This is a genomic window from Streptomyces sp. NPDC006435 (assembly GCF_040612315.1).
Taxonomy (GTDB): domain Bacteria; phylum Actinomycetota; class Actinomycetes; order Streptomycetales; family Streptomycetaceae; genus Streptomyces.
The window spans coordinates 191,397-215,494 of the sequence record NZ_JBEXPY010000008.1 but is presented as its reverse complement, the minus strand read 5'-3'; the positions used below and the strand labels follow the sequence as shown (position 1 = coordinate 215,494).

At 73.3% G+C, this 24,098-nt stretch carries 23 protein-coding genes, 1 tRNA gene and 1 pseudogene; 5 read left to right on the top strand and 20 right to left on the bottom strand.

Annotation, left to right across the window (positions count from 1 at the left end):
• Positions 1–625, bottom strand: a pseudogene (locus ABZZ04_RS12285) (membrane protease subunit); the annotation flags it as partial.
• Positions 626–650: 25 nt separating this feature from the next.
• Complete coding sequence (locus tag ABZZ04_RS12280) at positions 651–2,102, bottom strand: peptidoglycan-binding protein (protein WP_356932109.1); 1,452 nt, start codon at positions 2,100–2,102, stop codon at positions 651–653.
• A 184-nt stretch (positions 2,103–2,286) separates the two neighbouring features.
• On the opposite strand from ABZZ04_RS12280, the gene ABZZ04_RS12275 reads away from it, so the two are divergent.
• Positions 2,287–2,360 (top strand) — tRNA-Lys (locus tag ABZZ04_RS12275).
• Positions 2,361–2,761: 401 nt separating this feature from the next.
• Here ABZZ04_RS12275 and ABZZ04_RS12270 read toward each other — a convergent pair.
• From ABZZ04_RS12270 to ABZZ04_RS12215, 12 genes are all read right to left on the bottom strand, one after another.
• A complete protein-coding gene (locus ABZZ04_RS12270; protein WP_356932108.1) occupies positions 2,762–3,499 on the bottom strand; it encodes a class F sortase in 738 nt (245 codons plus the stop codon).
• On the bottom strand, positions 3,496–4,095 hold the full coding sequence (locus ABZZ04_RS12265) for a hypothetical protein (RefSeq protein ID WP_356932107.1): 600 nt from the start codon (positions 4,093–4,095) through the stop codon (positions 3,496–3,498). Before ABZZ04_RS12265 ends, ABZZ04_RS12270 begins: the two co-directional genes overlap by 4 nt.
• Positions 4,096–4,193: 98 nt before the next feature.
• The gene (locus ABZZ04_RS12260) at positions 4,194–4,982 is read right to left on the bottom strand and encodes an HAD-IIA family hydrolase (protein WP_283851754.1); all 789 of its coding nucleotides are present in this window, start codon (positions 4,980–4,982) and stop codon (positions 4,194–4,196) included.
• A 222-nt stretch (positions 4,983–5,204) separates the two neighbouring features.
• Entirely contained in the window at positions 5,205–6,266 is a 1,062-nt protein-coding gene (locus tag ABZZ04_RS12255) for a 2-aminoethylphosphonate ABC transporter substrate-binding protein (RefSeq protein WP_356932106.1), read from the bottom strand.
• Between the two features lie 158 nt (positions 6,267–6,424).
• Entirely contained in the window at positions 6,425–7,222 is a 798-nt protein-coding gene (locus tag ABZZ04_RS12250) for an ABC transporter permease (RefSeq protein ID WP_356932105.1), read from the bottom strand.
• A complete protein-coding gene (locus ABZZ04_RS12245) occupies positions 7,209–8,171 on the bottom strand; it encodes a 2-aminoethylphosphonate ABC transporter permease subunit (RefSeq protein WP_356932104.1) in 963 nt (320 codons plus the stop codon). Before ABZZ04_RS12245 ends, ABZZ04_RS12250 begins: the two co-directional genes overlap by 14 nt.
• Positions 8,164–9,330, bottom strand: a complete 1,167-nt coding sequence (locus ABZZ04_RS12240; RefSeq protein ID WP_356932103.1) for an ABC transporter ATP-binding protein — start codon at positions 9,328–9,330, stop codon at positions 8,164–8,166. The genes ABZZ04_RS12245 and ABZZ04_RS12240 overlap by 8 nt, the downstream gene beginning before the upstream one ends.
• Positions 9,327–10,007, bottom strand: a complete 681-nt coding sequence (locus ABZZ04_RS12235; protein WP_356932125.1) for a phosphonatase-like hydrolase — start codon at positions 10,005–10,007, stop codon at positions 9,327–9,329. The genes ABZZ04_RS12240 and ABZZ04_RS12235 overlap by 4 nt, the downstream gene beginning before the upstream one ends.
• 71 nt (positions 10,008–10,078) lie before the next feature.
• The gene (locus ABZZ04_RS12230) at positions 10,079–11,203 is read right to left on the bottom strand and encodes a TIGR03364 family FAD-dependent oxidoreductase (RefSeq protein ID WP_356932102.1); all 1,125 of its coding nucleotides are present in this window, start codon (positions 11,201–11,203) and stop codon (positions 10,079–10,081) included.
• Between the two features lie 170 nt (positions 11,204–11,373).
• Positions 11,374–12,144 (bottom strand): GntR family transcriptional regulator, encoded by a 771-nt coding sequence (locus tag ABZZ04_RS12225; RefSeq protein ID WP_356932101.1) that lies wholly within the window; start codon positions 12,142–12,144, stop codon positions 11,374–11,376.
• A 117-nt stretch (positions 12,145–12,261) separates the two neighbouring features.
• Positions 12,262–13,167: a hypothetical protein gene (locus ABZZ04_RS12220; RefSeq protein ID WP_356932124.1), complete on the bottom strand. Its 906-nt coding sequence runs from the start codon at positions 13,165–13,167 to the stop codon at positions 12,262–12,264.
• Between the two features lie 779 nt (positions 13,168–13,946).
• Complete coding sequence (locus ABZZ04_RS12215) at positions 13,947–15,131, bottom strand: ROK family transcriptional regulator (protein WP_356932123.1); 1,185 nt, start codon at positions 15,129–15,131, stop codon at positions 13,947–13,949.
• A 121-nt stretch (positions 15,132–15,252) separates the two neighbouring features.
• Between ABZZ04_RS12215 and ABZZ04_RS12210 the strand changes: the two genes are divergently transcribed.
• Entirely contained in the window at positions 15,253–16,368 is a 1,116-nt protein-coding gene (locus tag ABZZ04_RS12210) for a Gfo/Idh/MocA family oxidoreductase (protein ID WP_356932100.1), read from the top strand.
• 109 nt (positions 16,369–16,477) lie between these two features.
• On the top strand, positions 16,478–16,957 hold the full coding sequence (locus ABZZ04_RS12205; RefSeq protein ID WP_356932099.1) for a heme-degrading domain-containing protein: 480 nt from the start codon (positions 16,478–16,480) through the stop codon (positions 16,955–16,957).
• A 118-nt stretch (positions 16,958–17,075) separates the two neighbouring features.
• On the opposite strand, the gene ABZZ04_RS12200 is transcribed toward ABZZ04_RS12205, so the two are convergent.
• From ABZZ04_RS12200 to ABZZ04_RS12175, 6 genes are all read right to left on the bottom strand, one after another.
• Positions 17,076–17,936: a fumarylacetoacetate hydrolase family protein gene (locus tag ABZZ04_RS12200; protein ID WP_356932098.1), complete on the bottom strand. Its 861-nt coding sequence runs from the start codon at positions 17,934–17,936 to the stop codon at positions 17,076–17,078.
• A gap of 286 nt (positions 17,937–18,222) precedes the next feature.
• Positions 18,223–18,993 (bottom strand): YidC/Oxa1 family membrane protein insertase, encoded by a 771-nt coding sequence (locus ABZZ04_RS12195; protein WP_356932097.1) that lies wholly within the window; start codon positions 18,991–18,993, stop codon positions 18,223–18,225.
• A 123-nt stretch (positions 18,994–19,116) separates the two neighbouring features.
• On the bottom strand, positions 19,117–19,449 hold the full coding sequence (locus tag ABZZ04_RS12190; protein WP_356932096.1) for a DUF6412 domain-containing protein: 333 nt from the start codon (positions 19,447–19,449) through the stop codon (positions 19,117–19,119).
• Between the two features lie 134 nt (positions 19,450–19,583).
• Positions 19,584–21,215, bottom strand: coding sequence for a sodium:solute symporter family protein (locus ABZZ04_RS12185; RefSeq protein WP_356932095.1), 1,632 nt, complete (start codon positions 21,213–21,215; stop codon positions 19,584–19,586).
• A complete protein-coding gene (locus ABZZ04_RS12180; RefSeq protein ID WP_078852680.1) occupies positions 21,212–21,370 on the bottom strand; it encodes a DUF3311 domain-containing protein in 159 nt (52 codons plus the stop codon). The genes ABZZ04_RS12185 and ABZZ04_RS12180 overlap by 4 nt, the downstream gene beginning before the upstream one ends.
• Before the next feature lie 96 nt (positions 21,371–21,466).
• The gene (locus ABZZ04_RS12175; protein ID WP_356932094.1) at positions 21,467–22,261 is read right to left on the bottom strand and encodes a class E sortase; all 795 of its coding nucleotides are present in this window, start codon (positions 22,259–22,261) and stop codon (positions 21,467–21,469) included.
• Positions 22,262–22,348: 87 nt separating this feature from the next.
• Here ABZZ04_RS12175 and ABZZ04_RS12170 point away from each other — a divergent pair, with 87 nt between their 5' ends.
• Together ABZZ04_RS12170 and ABZZ04_RS12165 are read left to right on the top strand one after the other, a co-directional pair.
• Positions 22,349–23,350, top strand: coding sequence for an SEC-C domain-containing protein (locus tag ABZZ04_RS12170; RefSeq protein ID WP_356932093.1), 1,002 nt, complete (start codon positions 22,349–22,351; stop codon positions 23,348–23,350).
• A 108-nt stretch (positions 23,351–23,458) separates the two neighbouring features.
• On the top strand, positions 23,459–23,953 hold the full coding sequence (locus ABZZ04_RS12165) for a GNAT family N-acetyltransferase (protein WP_356932092.1): 495 nt from the start codon (positions 23,459–23,461) through the stop codon (positions 23,951–23,953).
• Positions 23,954–24,098: the final 145 nt, after the last annotated feature.

The window sequence follows — 24,098 nt, the reverse complement described above, 5'->3', positions numbered from 1 at the left end:
CCGGCCGCGTCGGGGGCCGCACCTGCGGGCCCCTCGGCACGGGCGGCCGGCGCACCCCGGCCACCGGCCGGTCGTCGCCGCTCCCCCGCCGCACCACCCCCTCGGGGAGCGCGGCGGCGTCGACCCGTGCGGCGTCCTCGCGGAAGAGCAGGTGCACGGGGATGGTCGCGGTCCGCTCGTTGGCGATGACCGCGTGGTGCCGCCCGGCCCCCCACGGCGCGTCGCCGGACTGCACGGCCCCGTCGCCGCCGGAGACGGGCAGGGAGTCGAAGACGGTGTCGGGCGCGGTGCGGCGCCGGGACGCCCCGGGGGCGGGTACGGGGACGGGTCCGCCCGCCCCGGCCGGGACCGAGACCGCCGCCGAGGTCGCGCCGAACGCGGCGTCCGCGCTCTCGCCCGGCACCAGGTCCAGCACGAGATCGACCACGGAGTCCGGCCCGGCGTCCGGCACCTCGCCCGGGTCCGCGCCCCCGGCGCCCGGCCCGGACGCCGGGGAGTCCGCGTCCTCGCGCGGCACCGTCCGGTCGGAGCCCCACGCACGGACCGGCTCCCGCCGCTCCCGCCGCCCCTCCCGTCCCGTTCCGTCCTCCGGGTTCCCGGAACTGTCCGACACCGTGGATCGCATTCCCACCTCCGTCATGTCCGTGCTGTCACGCGAAGAGCCGCCGCCAGGTCTCCGGACCGGGGTGGCCGTCGGCCGCTCCGCCCCGCCAGCCCTGCGCCCGCTGGAAGGCCTCGACATTGCGCCGGTCCGCCTCGGTCCACCGGGGTCCGGGGCCCGACGCGTAGTGCTTGCCGTACCCCTTCTTCACCAACTGCCTGCCGAGCCTCTCGACATGGCCGTTGGACTGACCGGGCCTGAAATAGCCCCGGCCGGGGAACTTCGAATCCGGGTTCGAGCCGTTCTGCCCGGCCCCCGTGCCGCCCCCCGTACCGCTTCCGGTCCCGGGGATGTCGCGCCCGGTCCCGGCGACCAGGAGCCGCCAGGTGTCGGGGCCGGGGATGCCGTCCGCCTCCTTGCCCTTCCAGCCCTGGGCCTTCTGAAACGCCTGGGTGGCGCGCCGGTCCGCGTCGCCCCAGCCGGGGCCGGGGCCGACCCCGTAGAAACGCTTGCCGCCGCGCTTCACCAGCATCCGGCCGAGCTGGGTGACGTACTTGTTGCTGCTGCCCGGGCCGAACATCCCCGTGCCGGGGAACCTCGTCGTCGTCGCGGCGCTGCCGCCGCTGCTCCCGCCGGTGAGGCCCTTGTAGCGGTACGCGACGTAGTTGCCCGAGTGGGTCCAGTACGCCATGGGTGTCGTCCGCCTGCGGGTGTGCGGCTTCGTCTGCTCGTACGCCGTGTAATGGGTGTGCGTGTAGTCGGTCCAGCCGCCGAAGATCGTGACGTGCGAGCCCTTGGAGGGGTCGGCCGGGTTGTGGAAGAGCAGGATGTCGCCGGGCTGGAGCTCCTCCCGCGCGATCCGCGTCCCGAACGCGGCGAGGCTGCCGGTCCACTCGTTGCCCGGCAGGTTCCAGGCCATGGACACGAAGCCGGAGCAGTCCTGCCGGTAGCCGTCCGGCCAGTACTTCACCATGCTGTACGGGACCTGCGCGGACACCCACTTCTTCGCCCGGTTGATGATGTCGGCCCGACTGGTGGGGCGCAGCTTGGGCGTGGTCGTCGTGGACGAGGGCGGCCCCGAGGCCCCGCCGCCGCGCAGCGGTCCGGGACCGCCCTGCGGACTGTCCGGGTCCGGGTCGACCGGGACGTCCGCCGACGCCGCCGACACCGTCGGGTCTCCGGGGGCGGGCGCGTCGGCCGGATCCGCGGGCGCCGCCGCGGCCGGCATTCCGACCGCGTCCGTCACGGCCGGCGCTCCCGCCGCACCCGTGTCCGTCACGGCCGGCGCGCCCGCCGCATCGGTCCCGGCCGCCTCCGCCACTCCGCTGCTCAGCACCACACCGGCCGCGGTGACCAGCACCATCGCGCGGCGTGCGCCGTGGGCGGCCGGGTGGCCGCCGTCCCGCACGGACAACGCGCCGGCGGCCCGTCGCTGCGCGGCGCATCCCGCGCAGACGCAGTCGACGGCGGGTACGTACTCCTCGAAGGACGGCACAGTCATGTGGTTCCCCTCCGCACTCGTCAAGATCTTTTGGCCCGTCGGCACGGGCGCCAGTGTCTCAACTCTCCTGACATAACGCATTTTGACGGACAGAAGAGAAAAAACGACCATCCGACAGGCCGGGACGGACGGGAAATGGTCGGGAGCACCCCTCGACTTCGGGTAGAGTTACGCAGGTCAGCAGGCGCCGCTAGCTCAGTTGGTTAGAGCAGCTGACTCTTAATCAGCGGGTCCGGGGTTCGAGTCCCTGGCGGCGCACGCACAGTCGAAACCCCCTCACCACGCGTGAGGGGGTTTCTTCGTTCCCACCACCTTCCGCGACCGACGCACAGCCAACTCACAGATGCCGCACAGTGACCGGCCCGTCACCCAGCGATAGGAAGGCTGCCCTCGCGGACCCCCGCGCACGCCCCCTTCGCGAAGATTCCGCAAATCGCACATACAACTGGGAACCCGGCTTTTCGCCCCTGTGGGCGGGGGCGATGCCCGCTGACGCGCGCTGGTGCGCCGGGCAGTTGGGGGCCGCGGGGGTGTTCCGGTCGCCGACGGCGCGGGGCGGGTCGCCGACGGCCCTGCCGGGAGCTCCCGACCGGGCCGCGTACTGGTCCGCGCGGTCCGGGAGTTGGGGACGTCGTCGGCGGGTCCGCCGGCCGCTCCCCTCAGCCGCCGTCGTTCCCGACCGGCTTCCCGTCGTCGTTCCCGTCCGGCTTCCCGCCCCGCTTCTCCCCGGGCCTCTCGCCGGTGAGGTAGGCCGAGACGATCACGTTGGCGTCGTAGGAGTGCGATGCCCGGTCGTAGGTGCCGCCGCAGGTGATCAGCCGGAGTTCCGCCCGGCCGTCCTTGCGCGGGCCGTACGCCTCGGCGGCGTCGAAGCGTGCCCGGGTGAGGACCCTGACGTCGTCGACGGTGAACTCGGCGACGGTGCCGTCCGCGCGGGTGACCTCGACCTCGGCGCCGGGGCGGGTGGCGCTCAGCCCGTAGAAGACGGCCGGTTTGGTCTCGGTGTCGACGTGGCCCACGAGGAGGGCCGGGCCGTTCGCGCCGGGCCGGGTGCCGTCGCCGTACCAGCCGACGGTCTGGGGGCGGTCGAACGGGGGCGGTTCGACCGCGCCGTCCCCGTCCAGGCCGCGGACGACCACGGGCGCGTCGACGCCGATCGACGGGATCTCGACGCGCCGCGGGACCGCGCCCCCGATCGGGTCGTGCGGCGGGGGCAGCGCCACGCCGAGGGGGCGCCCCACCGCGGCGACGTCACCGGTCGTCGGGGCGGAACCGGCACCGGGGCCGTCGGTGATGCCGCGCCCCCAGAGCCACAGGCCCAGCAGCAGGACGGCCCAGACCGCTCCGGCGAGCAGTCGGCCGTGCCCGGCGGGGCGGTCCGGGGCGGACCCGGTCACTCCGCGGCCGGGCGGCGACGGCGCACGCTGCGCAGCGCGACGGCGACGGCCGCGACGGCGGCCAGGACCAGCCCGGTCACGGTGTGCGTGGTGCCGGGGCCCTCCTGCCGGGCCTCCCACTCGGCCAGGGAGGCACCCCCGCCCGCGTACGCCCCGGACGGGGAGGTGCCGCCGCCGCCCGCGCTCACCGGGGCCACCGGGGTGGCCCGCCCCCGGTCGGTGACGGTGACCGTGCCGACGGCCTCGGTGCCCCTGCCGTCCTCGCAGACGACGCGGATGTCGTGGTCGCCCGGGGAGGTGTCCGAGCCGATCCGGGTCTCGGCGAACAGTCCCCCGTCCGCGGCGGGCGAGAAGCGCGCCGGGGAGACGAGGGCGTCGGCCGTCCCCTCGGCCTTCCGGCCCCCGCAGCCCTCCAGCCGCAGGTCCACCTCGCCGCCGGGCCCGACGGTGGACGGGGTCACCGTGAGGGAGGCGCGCGGGCCCCCGCCCTCCTCCCGGTCGGCCCCGGCCGCGGAGTCGGCCAGTGCGGCGGGGACCGGTGCCAGGGTCGCCGCGACGATCGCGACGGCACAGAACGTGAGGGGCAGGGAACGCATGGTGAACCTCCTCAGTGCAGGTTCGCGCCTGCGGAGGCTTTCCGCATCCGCAGCGCCCCCGCCCGTGCCCCTCCCCGCGCCGTCCCCGCCCCGGTGGCTCAGCCCTCGTCGACGAGGGCGACCAGGTCGGCGATCGAGTCGACGACCGTGGACGGCCGGAAGGGGTACTTGTCGATGTCCGCGACCGTGGTGAGGCCGGTGAGGACCAGGAAGGTCTGCATCCCCGCCTCCAGACCGGCCAGCACGTCGGTGTCCATCCGGTCGCCGATCATGGCGCTGGACTCGGAGTGGGCACCGATCGCGTTGAGCCCGGTGCGCATCATCAGCGGGTTGGGCTTGCCCGCGAAGTACGGGGCCTTGCCGGTGGCCTTGGTGATGAGGGCGGCGACGGAGCCGGTGGCGGGCAGCGGGCCCTCGGCGGACGGGCCGGTCTCGTCGGGGTTGGTGCAGATGAAGCGGGCACCGTTGTTGATCAGCCGGATCGCCTTGGTGAGCGCCTCGAAGCTGTAGGTGCGGGTCTCGCCGAGGACCACGTAGTCCGGGTCGTGGTCGGTGAGGACGTAGCCGATGTCGTGCAGTGCGGTGGTGAGCCCGGCCTCGCCGATGACGTACGCCGTGCCGCCGGGCCGCTGGTCGTCCAGGAACTGGGCGGTGGCCAGGGCGGAGGTCCAGATGTTCTCCACGGGCACGTCCAGGCCCATGCGGTTCAGCCGGGCGTGCAGGTCGCGGGCGGTGTAGATGGAGTTGTTGGTGAGGACCAGGAAGGGCAGGCCCGAGTCACGCAACCGCTTGATGAAGGCGTCCGCGCCGGGGATCGGCGTGCCCTCGTGGATCAGGACTCCGTCCATGTCGGTGAGCCAGGACGAGATCGGCTTGCGCTCTGCCATGCGTGGGACTCCTGCCGTACGTCGTGTGCGGGGACGCCGGCGGCACCGCGCTGTGCAGCGCCGACGCCCCCGATTTTAGGCCGCCCCGGACGTGACGGTTCCGGCCGTCCCGGGAGCCGTCGGGGAAGCCGTTCCGGGAGCCGCCCGGGGGGCCGTCGGAGGAGCCGCCCCCGGGGCCGTGCGGCGGGGCCCGTCCGGCGGGCCCCGTCCGGTGCGGTGGGGTCAGCTGCCGGTGGCCGACTTCCAGGCGTCCACGTACACGTCCAGGTTGGTGCCGATGTCCGACCAGTTCGGCTCGAAGACCTCCACGCCGTCCATCAGCTCGGCGAGCGCGATGGCGTTGGTGTCGGTGGCCTCGACGTCCTTGCGGGCGGAGAAGCCGCCGCCGACCGCGCTGACGTCCTTCTGGGCCTGCTCGGAGAGCATGAAGTCGAGCAGCTTCTTGCCGTTCTCGGTGTGCGGGGCCTTCTCCACCAGGCCGGCCGCGTACGGCAGCGCGAAGGTGGTGGCCTTGCCGCCCTGCTTCGCGGGGAACCAGATGCCGAGGTTCGGCATGTCCTTGGACTGGGCGAAGTTCATCTGGACGTCGCCGTTGGCGACGAGCAGTTCGCCCTTGTCCACCTTGGGGGCCAGTTTGCCCGTGGAGGCGGACGGGCCGACGTTGTTGTCCTGGAGCTTCTTCAGGTACTCCATCGCCGGCTCCTTGCCGCCGAAGTCGTTCATGGCCTTGATGAGCACGGCCGTGCCGTCACCGGCGACCCCGGGGGTGGAGTACTGGATCTTGTTCTTGAACTTCCCGTCGAGCAGCTCCTCCCAGGTGGCGGGCGCCGACTTCATCTCCTTCTTGTTGTAGATGAAGCCGAAGTAGTTGTTGACGACCGAGGTCCACTTGGAGTTGTACGCCTTGTCGGCGCCGTCGACCTTGTCGGAGCCGGCCGGCTCGTACGTCGCCAGCAGGCCCTTGCTGTCGGCCTGCTGGATGAACGGCGGCAGGGTGACCAGTACGTCGGCCTGGGTGTTGGACTTCTCGCGGACGGCGCGCTGCACCATCTCGCCGGAGCCGCCCTCGACGTACTTGACCTCGATGCCGGTCTTCTTCTCGAAGTCCTTGAACACCTTGTCGTACCAGCCGTCGCCGTTCTCGCCCTTGAGGCCGTCGGCGCTGTAGACGGTGACGACCTTCTCGTCGGACGCGGCCGACGAGCCGCCGCAGGCGGAGAGCGTGGCGGCGAGGGCGAGGCAGCCGGTGACGGCGGCTACGGGCTTGAGGTGGTTCTTGCGCATGGCAGTCGTATCTCCTGGATGTCGGCCGGAAGCCGGCCGGAGTCGGTACGGGGGTGGCACCGGAGTCGGTACGGGGGTGGCAGCGGATCGACGAGGGGTGTGGGCGGGCCGACGGAGGGGGTGGGGCCGGGGGCCTGCGGGCCGCCCGGCCCCGGGTGTCAGCGGTAGGAGGCCCTGGTGCGGATGCGGGAGACGCCGAGCAGCACGAGCAGCGTCGTTCCCATCAGGACCACGGCGACGGCCGCGCCGGTGAAGAGCGAACCGCGGTCGGTGGCCGCGAAGATCTGCACCGGGAGCGGTGTCCAGTCCGGCGGGTAGAGCATCATCGTGGCGCTCAACTCGCCCATGGACAGCGCGAAGCAGAGCCCCGCCGCCGCGGTGAGGGACGGCAGCAGGAGCGGCAGCCTGACCCGCCACAGCACCCGGCCGGGGCTCGCGCCGAGACTGGCCGCCGCCTGCTCGTACATCGGGTCGAGACGCATCGTCGCCGCCGAAACCGACGAATAGGCGAACGCGGTGACAAGAATGGTGTGCGCCAGGATCACGATCCAGCGCGTCCCGTTGAGCAGCATCGGCGGCTGGCTGAACGCGACCAGCACGGCGAGGCCCACCACGACGGACGGCACGGCGACCGGCAGCATGAACAGCGCGTCGAGGAACCGCTTGCCGCGCCTGCGCATCGAGGCGGCGGCGAGCGCGGCCCAGGAACCGATGGTGAGGGCGAGCAGGCTGGCGGCGACGGCGGTGACCAGGCTGGTGGTCAGGGCCTGGAGGGAGTCCCCGCCGGTCGCGGCCGCGTAGTGCTTCGCGGTCGGTCCGGAGGGGAAGGCCCCGGACCAGTTGGTCGCGAACGACGCGGCGACGACGACCAGCAGCGGCACCGCGAACAGCGGGACGAAGAGCACGAAGAACACGGCCCAGGTGGCCCACTTCCCCGTACGGCTATGCACCAACACGGCGGCTCACCATCCGATACAGGCTGTAGAGGCCGACGGAGATCACGATGTTGACGACGGCGACGACGCAGGCCGTCGGGTAGTCGGACTCCAGGATCGCCTTGCCGTAGACGAGCATCGGCAGGGTCGTGACCCCCTTCGCTCCGGTGAACAGCACGATGCCGAACTCGTTGAGGCACATCACCAGGACGAGGCTGCCGCCCGCGGCGAGCGCGGGGAGGGCCTCGGGGAGGATCACCTGCCGCACGATCCGGGCCGGCTTCGCGCCCAGCGAGGACGCCACCTCCAGTTGCGCGCTGTCGAGCTGCGAGAACGCGGCGAGCAGCGGGCGCATCACGAACGGGGTGAAGTAGGTGATCTCGGCGAGCAGGACGCCCCACGGGGTGGTGAGGAAGTCGAAGGGTCCGCTCGACGCCCCGGTGAGGTCCGTCCAGACGCCGTTGGCCATGCCGACATTGCCGTAGATGAACAGCAGGGCGAGCGTGATCAGGAACGACGGGAAGGAGAGGAAGACGTCGATGAACCTGGCGACCGCCCGGCAGCCGGGGAACGGCACGAAGGCGATGATCATGGCCAGGACGAAGCCCAGCACGAGACAGCCGGCCGTGGAGCCGGCCGCCAGCCAGACGGTGGTCGTCAGGGCCGAGCGGAACGCCTCGGAGGCGAACACCTCGCCGTACGGGGCGAACGAGGTGCCGCCCTCGTCCGGGGTGACGGACTGCTGGACCACGAGGGCCAGCGGGTAGAGGAAGACCAGGGCGAGGACGGCGACGGGCGGCAGCGCCCAGACGAAGCGGGGCACGCGGCGGGCCTCGCGGGCCGGGGCGGCCGGACCGGACGGGGCCGGGGGCGTCGCCCCGGCCGGGCCGGTCCCGTCGCCGCCGGTGCGTGGGCGCGGCGCCTTCGTCACGGTGACGCCGGACGCGGCGGGGTGGGCGGCGCTAGCCATCGGTTCCTCCCCCGGCTCCGACTCCGACTGCCGCTTCGGCTCCGGCTCCGGCTCCGGCTCCGGCAACGGCTTCGGCTTCGGCTCCGGACGCCGTGCCCGCGGGCAGCAGTACCGCGTCCTCGGCCGCGAAGTGCACGGTGACCCGGTCGCCGAGCGCCGGGGTCTCGCGCAGTTCCCGCAGGTCGGCCTTGACCTGGTGGCCTTCCACGTCGACGTACAGCCGGTGGGTGGAGCCGCGCCACTGGACCTCGGCGATGGTGCCGCTCAGGGCGTTGGGTCCGTCGCCGAGCCCGACCAGGTGGGGCCGGACGCACAGGATGGCGGTGGCCCCGCGGGCCGCCTCGCCGGTCGGTACGTCCAGCGCGTGCCCGGCGAAGTCGACGGTGTCGGTGCCGTCGGCGACGGTCACCGGCAGCAGGTTGGCATTGCCGACGAACGAGGCGGTGAACTCCGTGCGCGGGCGGCGGTACAGGTCCTGCGGGGTGCCGCAGTCCTGGAGACGTGCCTTGTCCATGACCGCGATCCGGTCGGCGAGGGTGAGCGCCTCGACCTGGTCGTGGGTGACGTACAGGATGGAGACGTCGGGCAACTCGCGGTGCAGTCGCGCCAGTTCGGCGAGCATTCCGGAGCGGAGCTGGGCGTCGAGCGCGGAGAGCGGTTCGTCGAGCAGCAGGACGCCGGGCCGGATGGCGAGCGCGCGGGCGATGGCGACGCGCTGCTGCTGGCCGCCGGAGAGTTCGCGCGGGTAGCGCTCGGCGTAGGCGGCCATGCCGACGAGTTCGAGCGCCTCGGCGACCCGTGCGGGGATCTCGGCCTTCGCGACCTTGTGGGACTTGAGCCCGAAGGCGACGTTGTCCCGGACCCGCATGTGCGGGAAGAGGGCGTACTGCTGGACGACCATGCCGATGCCGCGCTTGTGCGGCGGCAGCCCGGTCACGTCGCGGTCGCCCAGGTACACCCGGCCCGAGGCCGGCCGGACGAATCCGGCGACGGCCCGCAGGGCGGTGGTCTTCCCGGACCCGGAGGGGCCGAGCAGGGCCATGACCTCGCCGGGCTCGACGGTCAGGTCGAGCCGGTCGAGCACGGTGTTCCCGCCGTACACGACGCTGACCTGGTCGAACCTGATGCCGCTGCGGACGGACCGCTCTCCGCCGGTCATGCCTCGGCCCGCGCGATCAGGTCCGGGAGCTCGGCGACGGAACCGAGGACGTGCGTGGCGCCGTGCCGGGCCAGCTGGTCCCTGTCGTGGGCGCCGGTGAGGACCCCGGCCACGATCCCGGCCCCGGAGCGCACGCCGCTGAGCATGTCGTACGAGGTGTCGCCCGCGACCGCGATCCGCCGGACGTCGTCCACGGCGCCGGTGCGCAGGAACGCGGCGAGGACCATGTCCGGGTAGGGGCGTCCGCGGCCGCCCGCGTCGGCCGGGCAGAGGGTCAGGGGCACCAGGTCCTGCCAGCCGAGCGCGGCCAGGATGGCGTCCTGGGTGACGCGGGCGAAACCGGTGGTCAGGACCACGGTCCGGCCCTCGGACCGGAGTCGCTCGATGGCCTCGCGGGCGCCGGGGAGCGGTGCGATGCGGCCGCCGTCGACGAGTTCGCCGTACGCCTCCTCGAAGGCGGTGTTGGCCTGCCGGGCCAGGTCCTCGTCGCCGAAGAGGTGGCGGAAGACCGAGATCTTGGACTCGCCCATGGTGGCGCGCACGTAGTCGAGCTTCTCGGCGTGGTCGGCGGAGCCGGGCTCCACGCCGAGGCGTTCGGCCGCGGCGGAGAACGCCTGCTCGACGAGGCCACCGTCGGCGACGGTGGTGCCGGCCATGTCGAGGACGACCAGGTTCAGCTTCCCGGCGTCCGGCTTCTCGGTGTTGCTCGGGTTCCCGGTGCTCGGGTTCTCGGTGTTGCTCAACTTCTTCACCAGCCCAGTTCGTCGGCGGTCGTTTCGGCGATCGCGGGCGAGCAGGTCATGCCCCTGCCGCCCGGTCCGGTCACCAGCCAGACGCCGTCGCGCACCTGCTGGCGGTGGACGACCCGGCTGGTGTCGGTGCACTGGGCGTAGACCCCGGCCCAGCGGTGGCGGATCCTCGGCAGCGGGCGGCCGAGGAAGGACTCGACGACCCCGATGAGGTGTTCGTACGGCTCCTCGACGGTGTCGAAGGCGAAGGGGTGCTCGTACTCGTGGGTGTCGCCGATGGTCAGTCCGCCGTCGCGGCGCTGCACCATCAGCAGCTGCATCCTGTGCGCCGCCGCCGTGGGGGCCTGTGCCTGCTCGGCGTTGAGGGTGTCGAGCGCCTCGCTCCGGTACGCCGGGTAGTAGCGGAAGCTGTCCGCGTCGGCGACGGAGGTGGTGAGCGGTTCGCCGAGCGGGTCGGTCTGCATCATCTGGAGCCGGACGCGGCGCACCGGGAGGTCGGGGCCGGCCAGTTCGCGGACGAGGCCGCCGAGCCAGGCACCGGTGGCCAGGATCACGGCGTCGCCGGTGTGCACGTCGCCGTGGTCGTCACGGACGGAGGCGGTGCCCACCACCTCGCGGACCTCGCGCCCGCCGAGGAACGTGTACCGGCCCGACTTCAGCAGCTCCTTCTTCAGGGCCAGTTGGGCGGTGCGCGGCTCGACCGCCGCGTCCCGCTCGCACCACAGGGCCGCGGTGAAGTCACCGCGCAGCGCGGGGTTGATCGCGCGGGCCTCGTCGGCGGTGAGCAGCTTGTAGCCGCGCGCCACCGCGTCGGGCCGGGCGACGGCCGCGTCGGCGACCGCGATCTCCAGCTCGGTACGGAGCGGGGTGAGCGAGCCGCAGGCCCGGAAGCCCAGCTCCGGGACCCGTGCCCCGATGCCCTCCCACAGCTCACGGGCGCGCAGCGCGGTCTCCAGCTCCTCGCCACCGGCCCGGCCGCTGACCCATATCTGTCCGAAATTGCGGAGCGATGCCCCGCGCGCCTCGCTCTCGCGCTCGATCTGTACGACCTCGTGGCCGCGGTTCACTGCGTGCCAGGCGTGCATGGTTCCCACCACGCCGGCTCCTACGACGATGACTCTCACGGCGGCCACGCTCCTCGGGACCGGTGACCCGGACTGATCCGTACGGCAACGGGATGGTGAACTGGACCCCAAAGTTGGCCTAGACCCGTTACATTCCCGTTATCGGAATGGGGTGTTCGGGCGGGTGGAATCGCCGCCTCCGCCGCTCGCCGCAACGGGTGGGGAGGTGTTCAGTGACCGTCCTGCGCGCCCAGGTGCGCGGTGAAGGAGAACCTGTCGCCCCGGAAGAGGGTCCGCACGCGTTCCAGCGGATCGCCTTCCGTGTCGCGCGAGATGCGGTGCATCAGCAGCATGGGCAGCGCGGGCGGGGTGCCGATGAGCAGCGCCTCGCGCGGTGTGGCGAGCACGGTCTCGATCCGCTCGTCGGCGTCGCCGAAGGGAATCCCGAGCCGGTCGCGGAGATAGGCGTAGAAGGACGAGTCGGGGTCGAAGTCCCGGTCCAGGTCGGGCACTCGGGCGACGGAGACGTACGTGCTCTCCAGCCCGACCCGGTCGTCGTCGGCGAGCAGCACCCGCTCCAGGTGCCAGACCGGCTCCCCGCGCGCCACCCCTATGTCGACGGCGAGCGCCCCGGGGCAGGGGAACCGCTCCAGTCCGATCAGGTGGCGCCCCGGCGTACGGCCCTGGCGGCGCACGCCCTCCGTGTAACTCGCCAGCGAGAGCGGCTGCTCCAGCTTGGGCCCCGCGACGACCGTGCCGCGCCCCTGGCGGGCGAGCCGCCCCTCCAGCAGGAGTTCGCGCAGCGCCTGACGCACCGTCTCGCGCGAGACCTCGTACCGCTCGGCGAGGTCTCGTTCGGTGGGCAGCATCCCGCCCTCGCCCAACTCCTCGACGAGCGTGGATACACGGGCCTTCACCGCGTAGTACTTGGGGATGCGGCCGTGCTCCGGGATGCCGGAACGGATGGGTGCGCCAGGTGCCTGGTCGTGCGGGTAGTCCACGGCCCGATGGTGGCAGACGGACATGAACGGGGATGAACGCCCAGGAGCGGGACGGTGAGCTTCCGGGGTACGGGAGTTGCCCGGGCACACGGGAGCTGCCGGTCAGGGGCGGGCCGGTCAGGGGCGGGTGCGGCACGAGCGGGCGGTCCGGATCACCACGGCCCCGGCACCGATCAGGAGCGTGGCGCCGGCGAGGCCGGTCAGCGGGGCGGGTCCGGGTCCGGGTCCGGTCTCGGCGAGTTCCGGCGGATCGTCCCCGGCCGGGGGCCGGCCGGGCTCGACCGGACGAGAGGGGTCGTCGGGCCAGGACTCGTCCGTCCCGCCGGTGTCGTCGAGGTCGTCGAGGTCGTCGAGGTCACCGGTGTGGCTGTCGTCGACGACGGTGAAGGGGTAGTCGTCGGACTCGCCCACCCACGCCCCGTCGTCCCCGCCCGGCTTGCCGGTCGCGCCGTCGCCGGTCGCACCGTCGCCGCCCGCGCGCTGCCGCTGGACGATCGCGGCGTTGGCGGTGATCCGCCCGGGGAGGGTGTCGGAGGTGAAGGCCATCCGGACCTGGACGGTGACGGTGTGACCGGCGGGGACCGTGAACCCGTCGAAGTCGTCGCCGTCGTCGCCCCCGAAGACCCCGATGTGCTCGTCCCGGTCGGTGGTCTCCCAGGTGACGCGGTGCTCCGTACCGGGCCGGGCCTGCTCGGAGAACTTCAGCTGGATCTGGTCGGAGGTCAGCCTCCGGTCCTCGTCGATGAGGACGAGCACGGGGTGGATGGCCCGGCACGGCTCGGTGGTGGTGTTGGTCAGGTCCAGGAACCAGGTCCCGTAACCGCCGCCGGACGCGTAGGTGTCCGGGCCGCCGTGGATACGGGTACGGATCGGGAACTCGCTCGCCGCGGGATCGCCGCAGGCGGGCTGCTGGTCGGCGGCGGTGCCCGGCGCCGAGACCGGGGTGGCCGAGGGGGCGACGGAGGCGGACGCGACGGACGTGCCGCCGAGAACGACGGCGGGAACGACACTCGCCGCGGCCAGCCCGAGCGCGAGCCCGTGCCGGGTGCGTCCGGGGGACGGGGGTGGCGAGGGAGGACGTGCCGGGGCGCCGAACACGGAGATGGACGCGGCGGAGGTCACGGGGACGGAGGTGGGGCTCGTCGTGGGGACCGAGGCGGGTGCCGGGCTCACCGTGGGGGACGGGCTCGTCGTGGGGGACGGGCTCACCGTGGGGACCGAGGCGGGGGTGGTCCTGGGGGCGGAAGGGGCCCCGGGGACGGAGGTGGCCCTGGAGGTGGAAGTGGCTCCGGAGGGCGTGCCGGGCGGGGGTGGTGCAGGGGACATCTGGGGATCACCTTCGCTGCTCGCTGTGCGGTCGGCCGCGGCTTCTGCGGCGTCCGCGGCGTGTCGCCGTTCGCCCGGGGGCGGGGCCCCGGGCATCCGGCGCACCCGGGCGAAGAGCGCCGGGATGCCCCGGCGGGAAGTCCCCCGCCCTTCGCTTCAGGGCCTTGCGGGGAGAGCCGCTCGGGCATTCCGGCGACACCGCGGGCAGGCGTGTCGGGCGCCACGGACCGGGCCCCGCGGACGGCGCAGGACATCGCGGACACCCACAAGGCCCGTACGGCCGGAGTTCACCGGTTCTGGAACCGCGACGCTGCCACGCACGCGCGAGACGTCGCCCGCAGACATGCCGCAGTGCCGCCCGGTCGGCCGCCCGAATCCGCCCGATCGGCCCAGCCTCCGGCGTACTGGTGCCGTTCCCCCTCCGACTCACCCGCCCCTTGAGCCTCATGGTTCGCACTCGCCCCGCTCGGCCCGGCTCACCTCTCGCGCCCCGCGGACCCATCCGCACCGTTCGTTCCGTTCGTGCCGCCCGTCCGGCCGAACAGCGGGGCCAGGATCAGCTGGGCGGCCCCCTCCGCGACCGGCCGGTCGCCTCCCTCGACGGCGGCGACCGGCACCGGCGCGATGCCGCCCCGCCGGGTGCGCTCGTCGATCACGGCACGGACGCCCCGTACGTACGCGTCGGGATCGGCCGCGACGGTACGGCCGCCGAGCACCACCCGGTCGATGTCGAGCAGCCCGACGAGGTTGGCGGCGCCGGTCCCCAGCACCCGGGCCGCCTCGGCGACATCGCCGCGGGCGACGGCGGCGAGGCAGAGCGCCTCGATGCAGCCGTGCCCCCCGCAGCCGCACTCCGGCCCGTCCAGCCGGACCGTCTGGTGCCCGAACTCACCGGCCCCGGTACGGGCCCCGCGGTGCAGCTCCCCGCCGAGGAACAGCCCGGCGCCGAGCCCGGTCCCGAGGTGCAGGTACGCGAAGTCGCCGCCGTCCGTCGCCCCGTCGCCGCACGCCGTCCGCAGGGCGAGCCCGAGGGCCGCGGCGTTGGTGTCCTTGTCCACGACGACGGGCAGCCCGGTCCGTGCGGCGAGCTCGTCCCGCAACGGATACCCATCCCACTGCGGGAACCCGGTGACCCGGTGCAGCACGCCGCCCCGGTGGTCCAGCGGCCCCGGCACCGCCACCCCGACCCCGAGCACCGCCCGGCCCTCCGGCCCCTCGCCTCCCCACGAACCCGTACCGCCCCCCGTTCCCGTTCCCGTCCCCGCCTCCGGCCCTGCGCCCCGTATCGCCGCGACCGCGTCCGCCGCGGCCGTGAGCACCTCGTCCGCCGGGGCGCCGAGGTCCAGCGGGGCGGCACGGCTCGCGACGACCGCGCCGGACAGGTCGACGAGCACCGCCGTCAGCCCGTCCCGGTCCAGATGCAGGCCGACCGCGTGTCCGGCGTCCGGCACCAGGCGCAGCACGGTGCGCGGCTTGCCCCCGGTGGACGCCCGCCGGCCCGCCCCGGTCGCCAGCCCCTCGGCCCGCAGCCGGGCGGTGATCTTGCTGACGGCCTGCGGCGTGAGCCCCGTGCGCTCGGCGAGTTCGATCCGGCTGATGCCGTCCCCGCCCGCCGACCGCAGCAGATCCAGCACGAGCGCGGCATTGTGGCCGCGCAGCATCGGCAGGTTCACGCCGCCGCTGATCCTGTTCACCGCTCACCCTGTTCCCCGTTGCTCCTGTTCACGGTCCCATTGTCGCCGTCGCTTGCACTTCGGCAACAGCGTTGCTTAAGTGGTCGGCATGACTGGCACCGCGACTCACCGGACCTCCGAGCCGTCCGGGACCCCCCTGCGCGTCGGACTCGTCGGCTACGGCCTTGCGGGTTCCGTCTTCCACGCCCCGCTGATCGCCGCGACCGACGGGCTCGTCCTCGACACCGTCGTCACCGCGAACGAGGAGCGGCGGGACCTGGCCCGCGCCGAGTTCCCCGACGTGGCGTTCGCCGCGTCGCCGCAGGAGCTGTGGGACCGCGCGGACGACCTCGACCTGGTCGTGATCGCCTCGCCGAACAGGACCCACGTCCCGATCGCGACCGCCGCGCTCGAAGCCGGCCTGCCGGTCGTCGTGGACAAGCCGATCGCCGGCACGGCGGCCGGGGCGCGCGGGCTCGCGACCCTGGCCGAGGAGCGCGGGCTGCTGCTCTCGGTCTTCCAGAACCGTCGCTGGGACAACGACTTCCTCACCCTCTCCCGGCTGATCGCGGACGGCGAGCTGGGCGAGGTGCAGCGCTTCGAGTCCCGCTTCGAGCGGTGGCGCCCGCGGCCGAAGGGCGGCTGGCGCGAGTCGGGCGACCCGCAGGAGATCGGCGGGCTGCTGTACGACCTGGGGAGCCACGTCGTCGATCAGGCACTCGTGCTGTTCGGGCCCGCGGTACGGGTGTACGCGGAGTCCGACGTGCGCCGCCCCGGCGCCGCCGCGGACGACGACACGTTCATCGCGATCACCCATGCGGACGGGGTCCGCTCGCATCTGTACGTCAGTGCCACGGCGGCTCAGCTCGGCCCACGCTTCCGGGTGCTGGGCCGGTCCGCCGGCTATGTGAAGTACGGCCTGGACCCGCAGGAGGCCGACCTGCGGGCGGGCGCCCGTCCGGGGGCGGCCGACCGGCCGTGGGGCGAGGAGCCCGAGGAGCTGTGGGGCCGGATCGGCTCGGGCGAGTCCCCGCCGACGGGCGGCGGCACCCCGGTCCGCAGCCTGCCGGGCGACTACCCGGCGTACTACGCGGCGGTCGCCGACGCGCTGCGCGGAAAGGGTGACAATCCGGTGACCGCCTTCCAGGCCGCGGCGGCCCTTGATGTCCTGGAGGCGGCCCGCCGCTCGGCCCGCGAGGGCGTGACCGTGTCCCTGCCCGCCTGACCGCTCCCCTCCCCCGCTTCTCCCCACACCGCACCGCACCCCCGTCCCCGCACCCCTCCCCTCCCCGCTCCCCCGCATCCGCTTCCGCCGACCCCGAGGTGCAGCCCGTATGACCCCCACCGCTCCGACCATCTCCGAGCTCATCGCCCAGGAGCGCCGGCTGACGCTGCCGCACTTCGGCCACGACGACGCGTACGCGCTCGGCGACCTGCTGGTCTCGATGGCCCGGCAACGGCACGCGCCGGTAGCGATCGACATCCGCCGCGGCGCGCAGCAGCTGTTCCACGCCGCGCTGCCGGGATCGAGCGCGGACAACGACGCCTGGATCGACCGCAAGCGCAAGGTCGTGGAACGGTACGGCGAGAGCTCGTACCTGGTCGGAACGCGGTTCCGGGCGAAGGGGACGACCTTCGAGGACTCCTCGCGCCTGGACCCGCGCGTCTACGCCGCGCACGGCGGCTCGTTCCCCATCGCCGTCGAGGGCGCGGGCGTCATCGGTTCGGTGACGGTCTCGGGCCTGCCCCAGGCGGAGGACCACGCCCTGGTGGTCGAGGCGCTGGAGCGGTTCGCGGCGACGCTCGCCGCCTGAACGCGGCGGAGGGGTGGGGCACCGCTCCCACGGCACCCCACCCCTCCGACCTTTACGCCTTCACGGCCTCCGAAGGACCTCCTCGCCCCGCACCCCGGAGGACCGCCCGCCCCTGCGGCTAGGCGTCCTTGAGTTCCTGGCGCTGCCGCCCCAGCCCCTCGATCTCCAGCTCCACGACGTCCCCGGCGCGCAGGTACGGCTTGGGCTCGGGCCGTCCCAGGGCGACCCCGGCCGGGGTGCCGGTGTTGATCACGTCGCCCGGGTAAAGCGTCATGAAGTGGCTCAGGTAGCGGACCACCTCGCCCACCGGGAAGATCTGGTCGGCCGTCGTGCCGTCCTGCTTCAGCTCGCCGTTGACCCAGAGCCGCAGCGACAGCGCCTGCGGGTCGGCGACCTCGTCCGCAGTCACCAGCCACGGCCCCAGCGGGTTGAACGTCTCGCAGTTCTTGCCCTTGTCCCAGGTGCCGCCGCGTTCGATCTGGAACTCGCGCTCGGAGACGTCGTGCGCCGTCGCGTACCCGGCGACGTGCGCGAGCCCCTCCTCGGCGGACTCCAGGTAGCGGGCGGTGCGCCCGATGACGACCGCGAGCTCCACCTCCCAGTCGGTCTTGACGCTGCCGCGCGGCACCAGGACCGTGTCGTCGGGTCCGACGACGGTGTCCGGCGCCTTGAAGAACAGGATCGGCTCGGCCGGGATCTCCGCGCCGGTCTCGGTGGCGTGGTCGTGGTAGTTCAGCCCGATGCACACGATCTTGCCGATCCGGGCGAGCGGCGGCCCGACCCGCAGCCCGTCGGCGTCCAGCTCGGGCAGCTCACCGGGCGCGGCCGCGGCGGCCCGCACCCGGGCGAGCGCGGAGGCGTCGGCGAGCAGCGCGCCGTCGATGTCGGTGACGACTCCCGACAGGTCGCGCAGGGTTCCGTCCTCGTCCAGCAGCGCAGGTCGTTCCGCACCCGGCGTACCCACACGAAGCAGCTTCAACGGTCTTTCTCCCCTTGGTCGAGATCGGGCCCGTCGGATGGGTGGCGGCCATCGCAGGCTTGTCCGATCGTCCAAGACATCCGATCACTCTGCAAGACCCTGTTCACAACCTGGACCGGGGCACCCGTCCCGCACCTTCACCGGGTGCCCGTCCCCGTATCTCCGCCGGACGCCTGTCCGGCCCTCCACCGGGTGCCTGTCCCGGCCCTCCATCAAGGTGTCCGGCCCAGGCCCTCCATCGGGGTGTCCGGCATCGGCACCCCACCCTGCCCCGTCCCCGCCCCGCTCACCCGGTGGTGGCCGCGGCGGCCCCGGCGGCCGGCATGTCCCGGTACAGGAAGGCCCGCTCGACCGCGGTCCAGGTGGTGCTCGTGACGACGTACAGCGCGGCGGCGAGCGGTACGACGGCCACGGTGAAGAGCGTGGCGAAGGACATCAGCGGCATCAGCTTCGTCATCGCGCCCATGCCCGGAACCGGCTGCCCGTCGGGGCCGGTGGCCGGGGTGACGGGGTTGGCGGCCATCTGCTGCTTCGTACGCCGGTAGTTGAACGTGGCCACGGCGACGACGATCGCGAACAGGCCGAGGTAGACCAGCCCCTGTTCGCCGAACGGCCCGCCCTGCGAGAGCGCGTCGTGCCAGCGCTCGCCGAGCGGGGCGCCGAGGAGCTGGTGGCCGAGCAGTTCGTTGGGCTCGTCGCCGATCGTCCCGCTGGAGAAGAGGTGGTAGAGGAGGAAGAAGGCGGGCATCTGCAACAGGCTGGGCAGGCAGCCGGAGAGCGGCGAGACCTTCTCCTTCTTGTGCAGTTCCATGAGCGCCCGCTGCATGCGCTCGGGGTTCTTGCCGTGCTTCTTGCGCAGCTCGGCGATCTGCGGCTGGAGCCTGGTGCGGGCCTTCTGCCCACGCGCCGCGGCCCGCGACAGGGGGTGCACGGCGAGCCGTACGAGGGCGGTGAACAGCACGATGGCGGCGGCCGCGGACGCGGTCTGGAACAGCGGTTCCAGCGCGTCGGCCAGCGCTCCGACCAGGGCGGCGAATGCGGACATGAAGACGGACATGGGTGAGCCCTCCGAGGGTCTCGTCGTGCCGGGAGGAAATGCGTGATCGGCATGACGGACCGCAGGGGCTTCTACGGGCGGGGACGGGCGCCTGCTTCGGCACCCACCGGCGAGAACGAACCCCTACGCGGCCGTCGGAAGAACACGGCCGGGGGCTCGGGGGCGTCTGCGCCCCTTGGCGTCCGGGTCCCGTTGCGGCAGGAACGCGGTGCGTCTCTCCCGGTCCCGGATGGCGGTACGGACCCGGGTGCGGGGCACCGGGGCGGCACAGCGGGCGCTGATGAGCGAGGCGACGGCGAGCGCGGAACCGGCCGCGGCGGTGGCGGCGAGCGCGACCGCGGCGGAGAGGCTGCCGCCCTCGGCGAGCAGGATCTCGGTGACGAGGAAGAGCAGCAGCCCGGCGGGACGGAGCAGCCGGGCGAGACCATCGCGCAGACGGTTCGCGTCCTTGGTCATCGGTCCCTCCCCTCTTCTCCCCGTTCACACATGTGTGTGCCCGCGCGTGTGCGTGCGTTCGGCTCTCCAGCCGTTATACACGATGGGTCCGACAGCGCCATCCGCCTCCGGTACCGTCTCCCGCCCCGGACGCGTCAGCCCCCCGTGCCCGTACCTGTGCCCGTGCCCGTGCCCGTCCCCATACCCGTACCCGTGCTCGTCCGGACACCGCCGCCACGACCGCTGCCGCCATCGCTGCCGTCGCCTCCTTCGCCGGACTCCGCGTCCCGCGCCACGAGCCCGATCTCGTCCCGGGCCAGCACCTCGTCGTCCGGCCGGTCGTCGCGTTCGCGCGGCCCCGCGTACGTCACAACGAGCGCGACGGCGAGGTTGGCGCCGAGCGCCACGATGCCCGCGTTCACCCCCCACACCGGATCGTTCTCCGTGAACACGAACCCGCACACCGTCCCCACCCCGACGACCAGCCCGCTCATCGCCCCGAGCAGGGTCAGCCGCCGCCACACCAACCCCAGCAGCACCATGGGAAGCAGTTGCGCCATCCCCTCGTACGAGATGAGGGAGAGCCGCACCAGAGTGTTCGGCGCGGTGTACGTGAGCAGCAGCGCCAGGCTCCCCGCGACCACGACCACCACCTGCGCGGCGCCCTTCTGCCGCCGTTCCCACCGGGGTACGAGCGAGAGCACGCTGCGGCCCCACATCGTGCCGATGACCAGCATGAAGACCGCCATCGGCACGATCGAGGAGAGCGCCGCCGCCACCCCGACGAGCCCGACGGTCCAGGCCGGCAGCGAGTCCACGACCAGCTTGAAGAGCGCCAGGTTGGACTCGGCCCCGACCAGCCCCGGCACGACGAAGAGGGCCGCCATGCCGAGCAGCATCGGCACGAAGAGCAGCACGTTGTAGGCGGGCAGCAGCATCGCGTTCCGGCGCAGCACGTCGGCGTTCTTCGCGCCGAGGTAACCGGCGACGGTCGTCGGGAAGATCACCACGGTGAGGGAGTTGAGGAACGAGGTGGTGACGAACCACGCCTGCCCGAGCCCGCTGTCCCCGTGCCCGGGGAAGGTCAGCCACTCGCTCTTCTCCGCGACGAGCCGGTCGAGGAAGGGCCCGTACCCGTCGAAGTAGTGCATCGGCACGTAGACGGCGAGGAAGCCGAGCGTGGCGATCACGAGGACGTCCTTGAGCACCGACACCCACGCGCTGCCGCGCAGCCCGCTCACCACGACGAAGCCGGTGGTGACGGCGAAGGCGATGAAGTACGCCTGGTTCAGGCCGATGGCGCCGTAGGAGATGGTCGAGACGACCACGCCCATGCCGGTGATCTGGAGCTGGATGTACGGCAGCAGGAAGACGGTCGCGAGCACCGCGACGAGCGCGCCGAGCCAGGGCCGGCCGAAGCGGTGCGCCACCATGTCGGTGATCCCGACGAGCCCGTGTCTGCGCGCGTACGCCCACAGCATCGGTCCGACGACGTAGCCGACGGCGTACCCGCACGACATGTACGCCACCACGTACAGGACCGGCGCCCCGTAGTTGTAGCCCCATCCCGCGGCGCCCAGGTAGCTGAAGCTGGTGTAGCCCTCGCCGGCCATCAGCACCCAGATGAAGACGGTCCCCAGGCTGCGCCCGCCCACGGACCACTCGGCGAGGCCACCGCCCTCCCCGCTCCCGTTCCCCTTCCGCCGGCCGCGCGTCGCGAGCAGGCCGAGGGCGACGGTGACGACCATGAAGACCCCGAAGACGGAGGTCGCGACCGTGGCGTTCACCGGCGGTCCCCCCGCCGGGTCAGCCATACGGCGACGGGGGTCAGCAGGGTCGCCCCGAGCAGCCACACGAAGAGGAACGGCAGCCCGAGAACCACCGGACGGACCCGGTTCACGAACGGCAGCGCCCCCAGGTAGAGCACGTAGGGGACCAGCAACCACAACAACTGCGGACGTCGTCTGAGCACGTCAGGGAACCTTAGTGCGACCCGGCCGCCGCGTCCGGGCATCCGGCCACCGCGTCGGGCGCCCGGCTACCGCATCCGGACATCGGTGAGCCTTCCCCACACGACGAGCCGGTACCGGGAGGTGAATTCGGGCGTGCAGGTGGTGAGCGTCACATAGCTGCCGGCCGTGTCGTACCCGGCGGACGGCTTCACGACGCTGCGCGGTACCGCCGCGATGACCCCGCTGTCGTGGGCGCCGGTCCGGGCGAGCGTCCGGTCGACGGTGTACGTGTAGACGGCGTCCCGGGTCTCGATGCCGATGCGGTCCCCGCGCCGCAGCCGGTTGATGTACCGGAAGGGCTCGCCGTGGGTGTTGCGGTGCCCGGCGAGCGCGAAGTTCCCGGGCCGTCCGGGCTGCGCGGTGCCCGGGTAGTGCCCGACGTACCCCTTGTCGAGGACGCCGCGCTTGCCGACCCCCTGGGCGACGGGGGCGGCGAGCCCGATCCGGGGGATGCGGATGACGGCGTACGCCCGGTCCTCCCGGGGCCCGCCCCCACCGCTTCCCCCACGCTCCCCGCCCCCCTCCGCCGCCGCCTTCTCCCCCTGCTCCCCCCGTTCCCCCTGCTCGTCCCGTTCGCCCCGCCCGTCCCCCGCCCCCTCACCGGTCCCCCCGTCCTGCGCCCACTGCCTCTGGAGGGCCCGCACCTCGTCCCGGGCCCCGGCACCGGCCTGCCGGTTCGTCCACCACAGCTGATGGACGACGAGCAGCAACAGGACGACACCGAGGGTCACCACCACCTCGGCAGCCGTCCAGAGCCCGCGCGCGACGGCCCTCCGCCCCCACGGGTTCCGCTGCACCACAACCGGTATCCGCTCCCGCACGGCCCGCACGATAGGCCCATCGTCCGTAACTCTCCAGGGCCCGAACGTCCCTCCGCCCAGGAGCCGTACGGCAGTACGGTGTGATTCATGCGCCCCGACACGCCTGCCGACCACACCACCGAAGCCGAGCGCCTGCTGCGCACCGCGGCGCGGTATCCCGAGGACCGCGAGCCGCTGCTCCTGCGCGCCGCGGCCCATCTGGAACTCGCCGGCGACCGCGCCCGCGCCACCACCCTCTACGGCGAGCTGCTCGGCTCCCCCGACCTCGACCACCCCCACCTGGTCAAGGCCCTGAACGCGGCCAACCTGTGGGAGTACGGCCACGAGGCGGAGGCCCGCGCGATCATCGAGGGCATCCGCGCCGCGGCCCCGCTCGACCCCGCCGCCTGGGAGGTCGCGGCCGGGACCCTGGAGAACCACGACGAGCTCGAAGCGGCCCACGACTGCTTCTCGACCGCGCTGACGCTGCTCCTCACACCCGGCGAGGAGGTCCCGTACGCCACCCGGTCACTGCTGTTCGGCCGGCACCGGGTGCGCCGGCTGATGGGCGCCGACCACGACGCGTGGGACACGCTGGCCGACACCGTCCACACGGCCGCCGTCCCGCTGGACGAACTCCACGACCCCAAGCGCCTGTGGTCGCTGGGCTCCTCGGACCCGGGCGAGCTCCGCGCCGAGATCACCCGTCTGCGCGCCGAACTGGGCGCGTACCGCACGGAGTTGTCCCGCCCGTTCCCGGTCGCACTGCTGCACTGGCCGGCCGCCGAACTCGACGAACTCCTCGCCGCGTACCCGCAGCTGCGCGACGAGTACCCCTCCCACCCCGAGCACCTGGCCCGCCTGGAGGCCGCCCTGCGGGACCTCCACCGGGCCGGCACCCCCAACCTCGGCATCGTGACCGGCACGGTCCCGTCGTACGAGGCGTTCGCCGCCTCCGAGGCCGCCTCCCCCACCGCCCCCGAACTCCTCCCCCAGTACGCCACCACCCTCGCCGCCCGCGGCCGCGCGATCCCCTGGCCCCCGGCCCGCAACGCCCCCTGCTGGTGCGGCTCGGACCGGCCCTACCGGGAGTGCCACGGAGGCGAGTGAGCCCCGGCCGTACGGCCCCGGTCCCCCGCCCGACCGCTCCGGCGGGCGGGGGCCGGGCCGCCCGGCAAAGCACGGGCACCCCGCGCCCGCGATCCGTATGGTTCTCCCATGCCGGAACTCCAACGCCTCCGCCCCGACCACGCCCCCGCCCTGCTCGCGTTCGAGCGGGAGAACCGTGCGTACTTCGCGGCGTCGGTACCGGACCGCGGCGACGACTACTTCACCCACTTCGACGCCCTGCACGCCGAGCGGCTCGCCGAACAGGCCGAGGGCATCTGCCACTTCCACCTCCTCGTGGACCCCGAGGGCGAGGTGCTCGGCCGGTTCAACCTGGTCGACGTCGCGGACGGCTCCGCGGACCTGGGCTTCCGCATGGCCGAGAAGGCCACCAAGCGGGGCCTGGCCACCACCACCGTCCGCCACCTGTGCACACTGGCCGCCACGGAATACGGCCTCACCGCCCTCCACGCGTCGGCCGCCCTCGACAACACGGCCTCCCGCACGGTCCTGACCCGCACGGGCTTCGTCCCCACGGGAGAAGAGGTCTGGCTGAGCGACCGCCCGGGGCTCCGTTACGCCCTGGACATCGCACGCAGGAACTGACGCGGACCGCCGACGCGGCCGGTGGCCGCGACGGGCGGGCCGGTGGATCCGGACAGCGGATCGGGGTGACAGTCGGAGGCTTTGTCAACAGGATTCCCCTCTGTCCCACCTTTGCAATATCATCACATCCTCACCGTTCGATCTC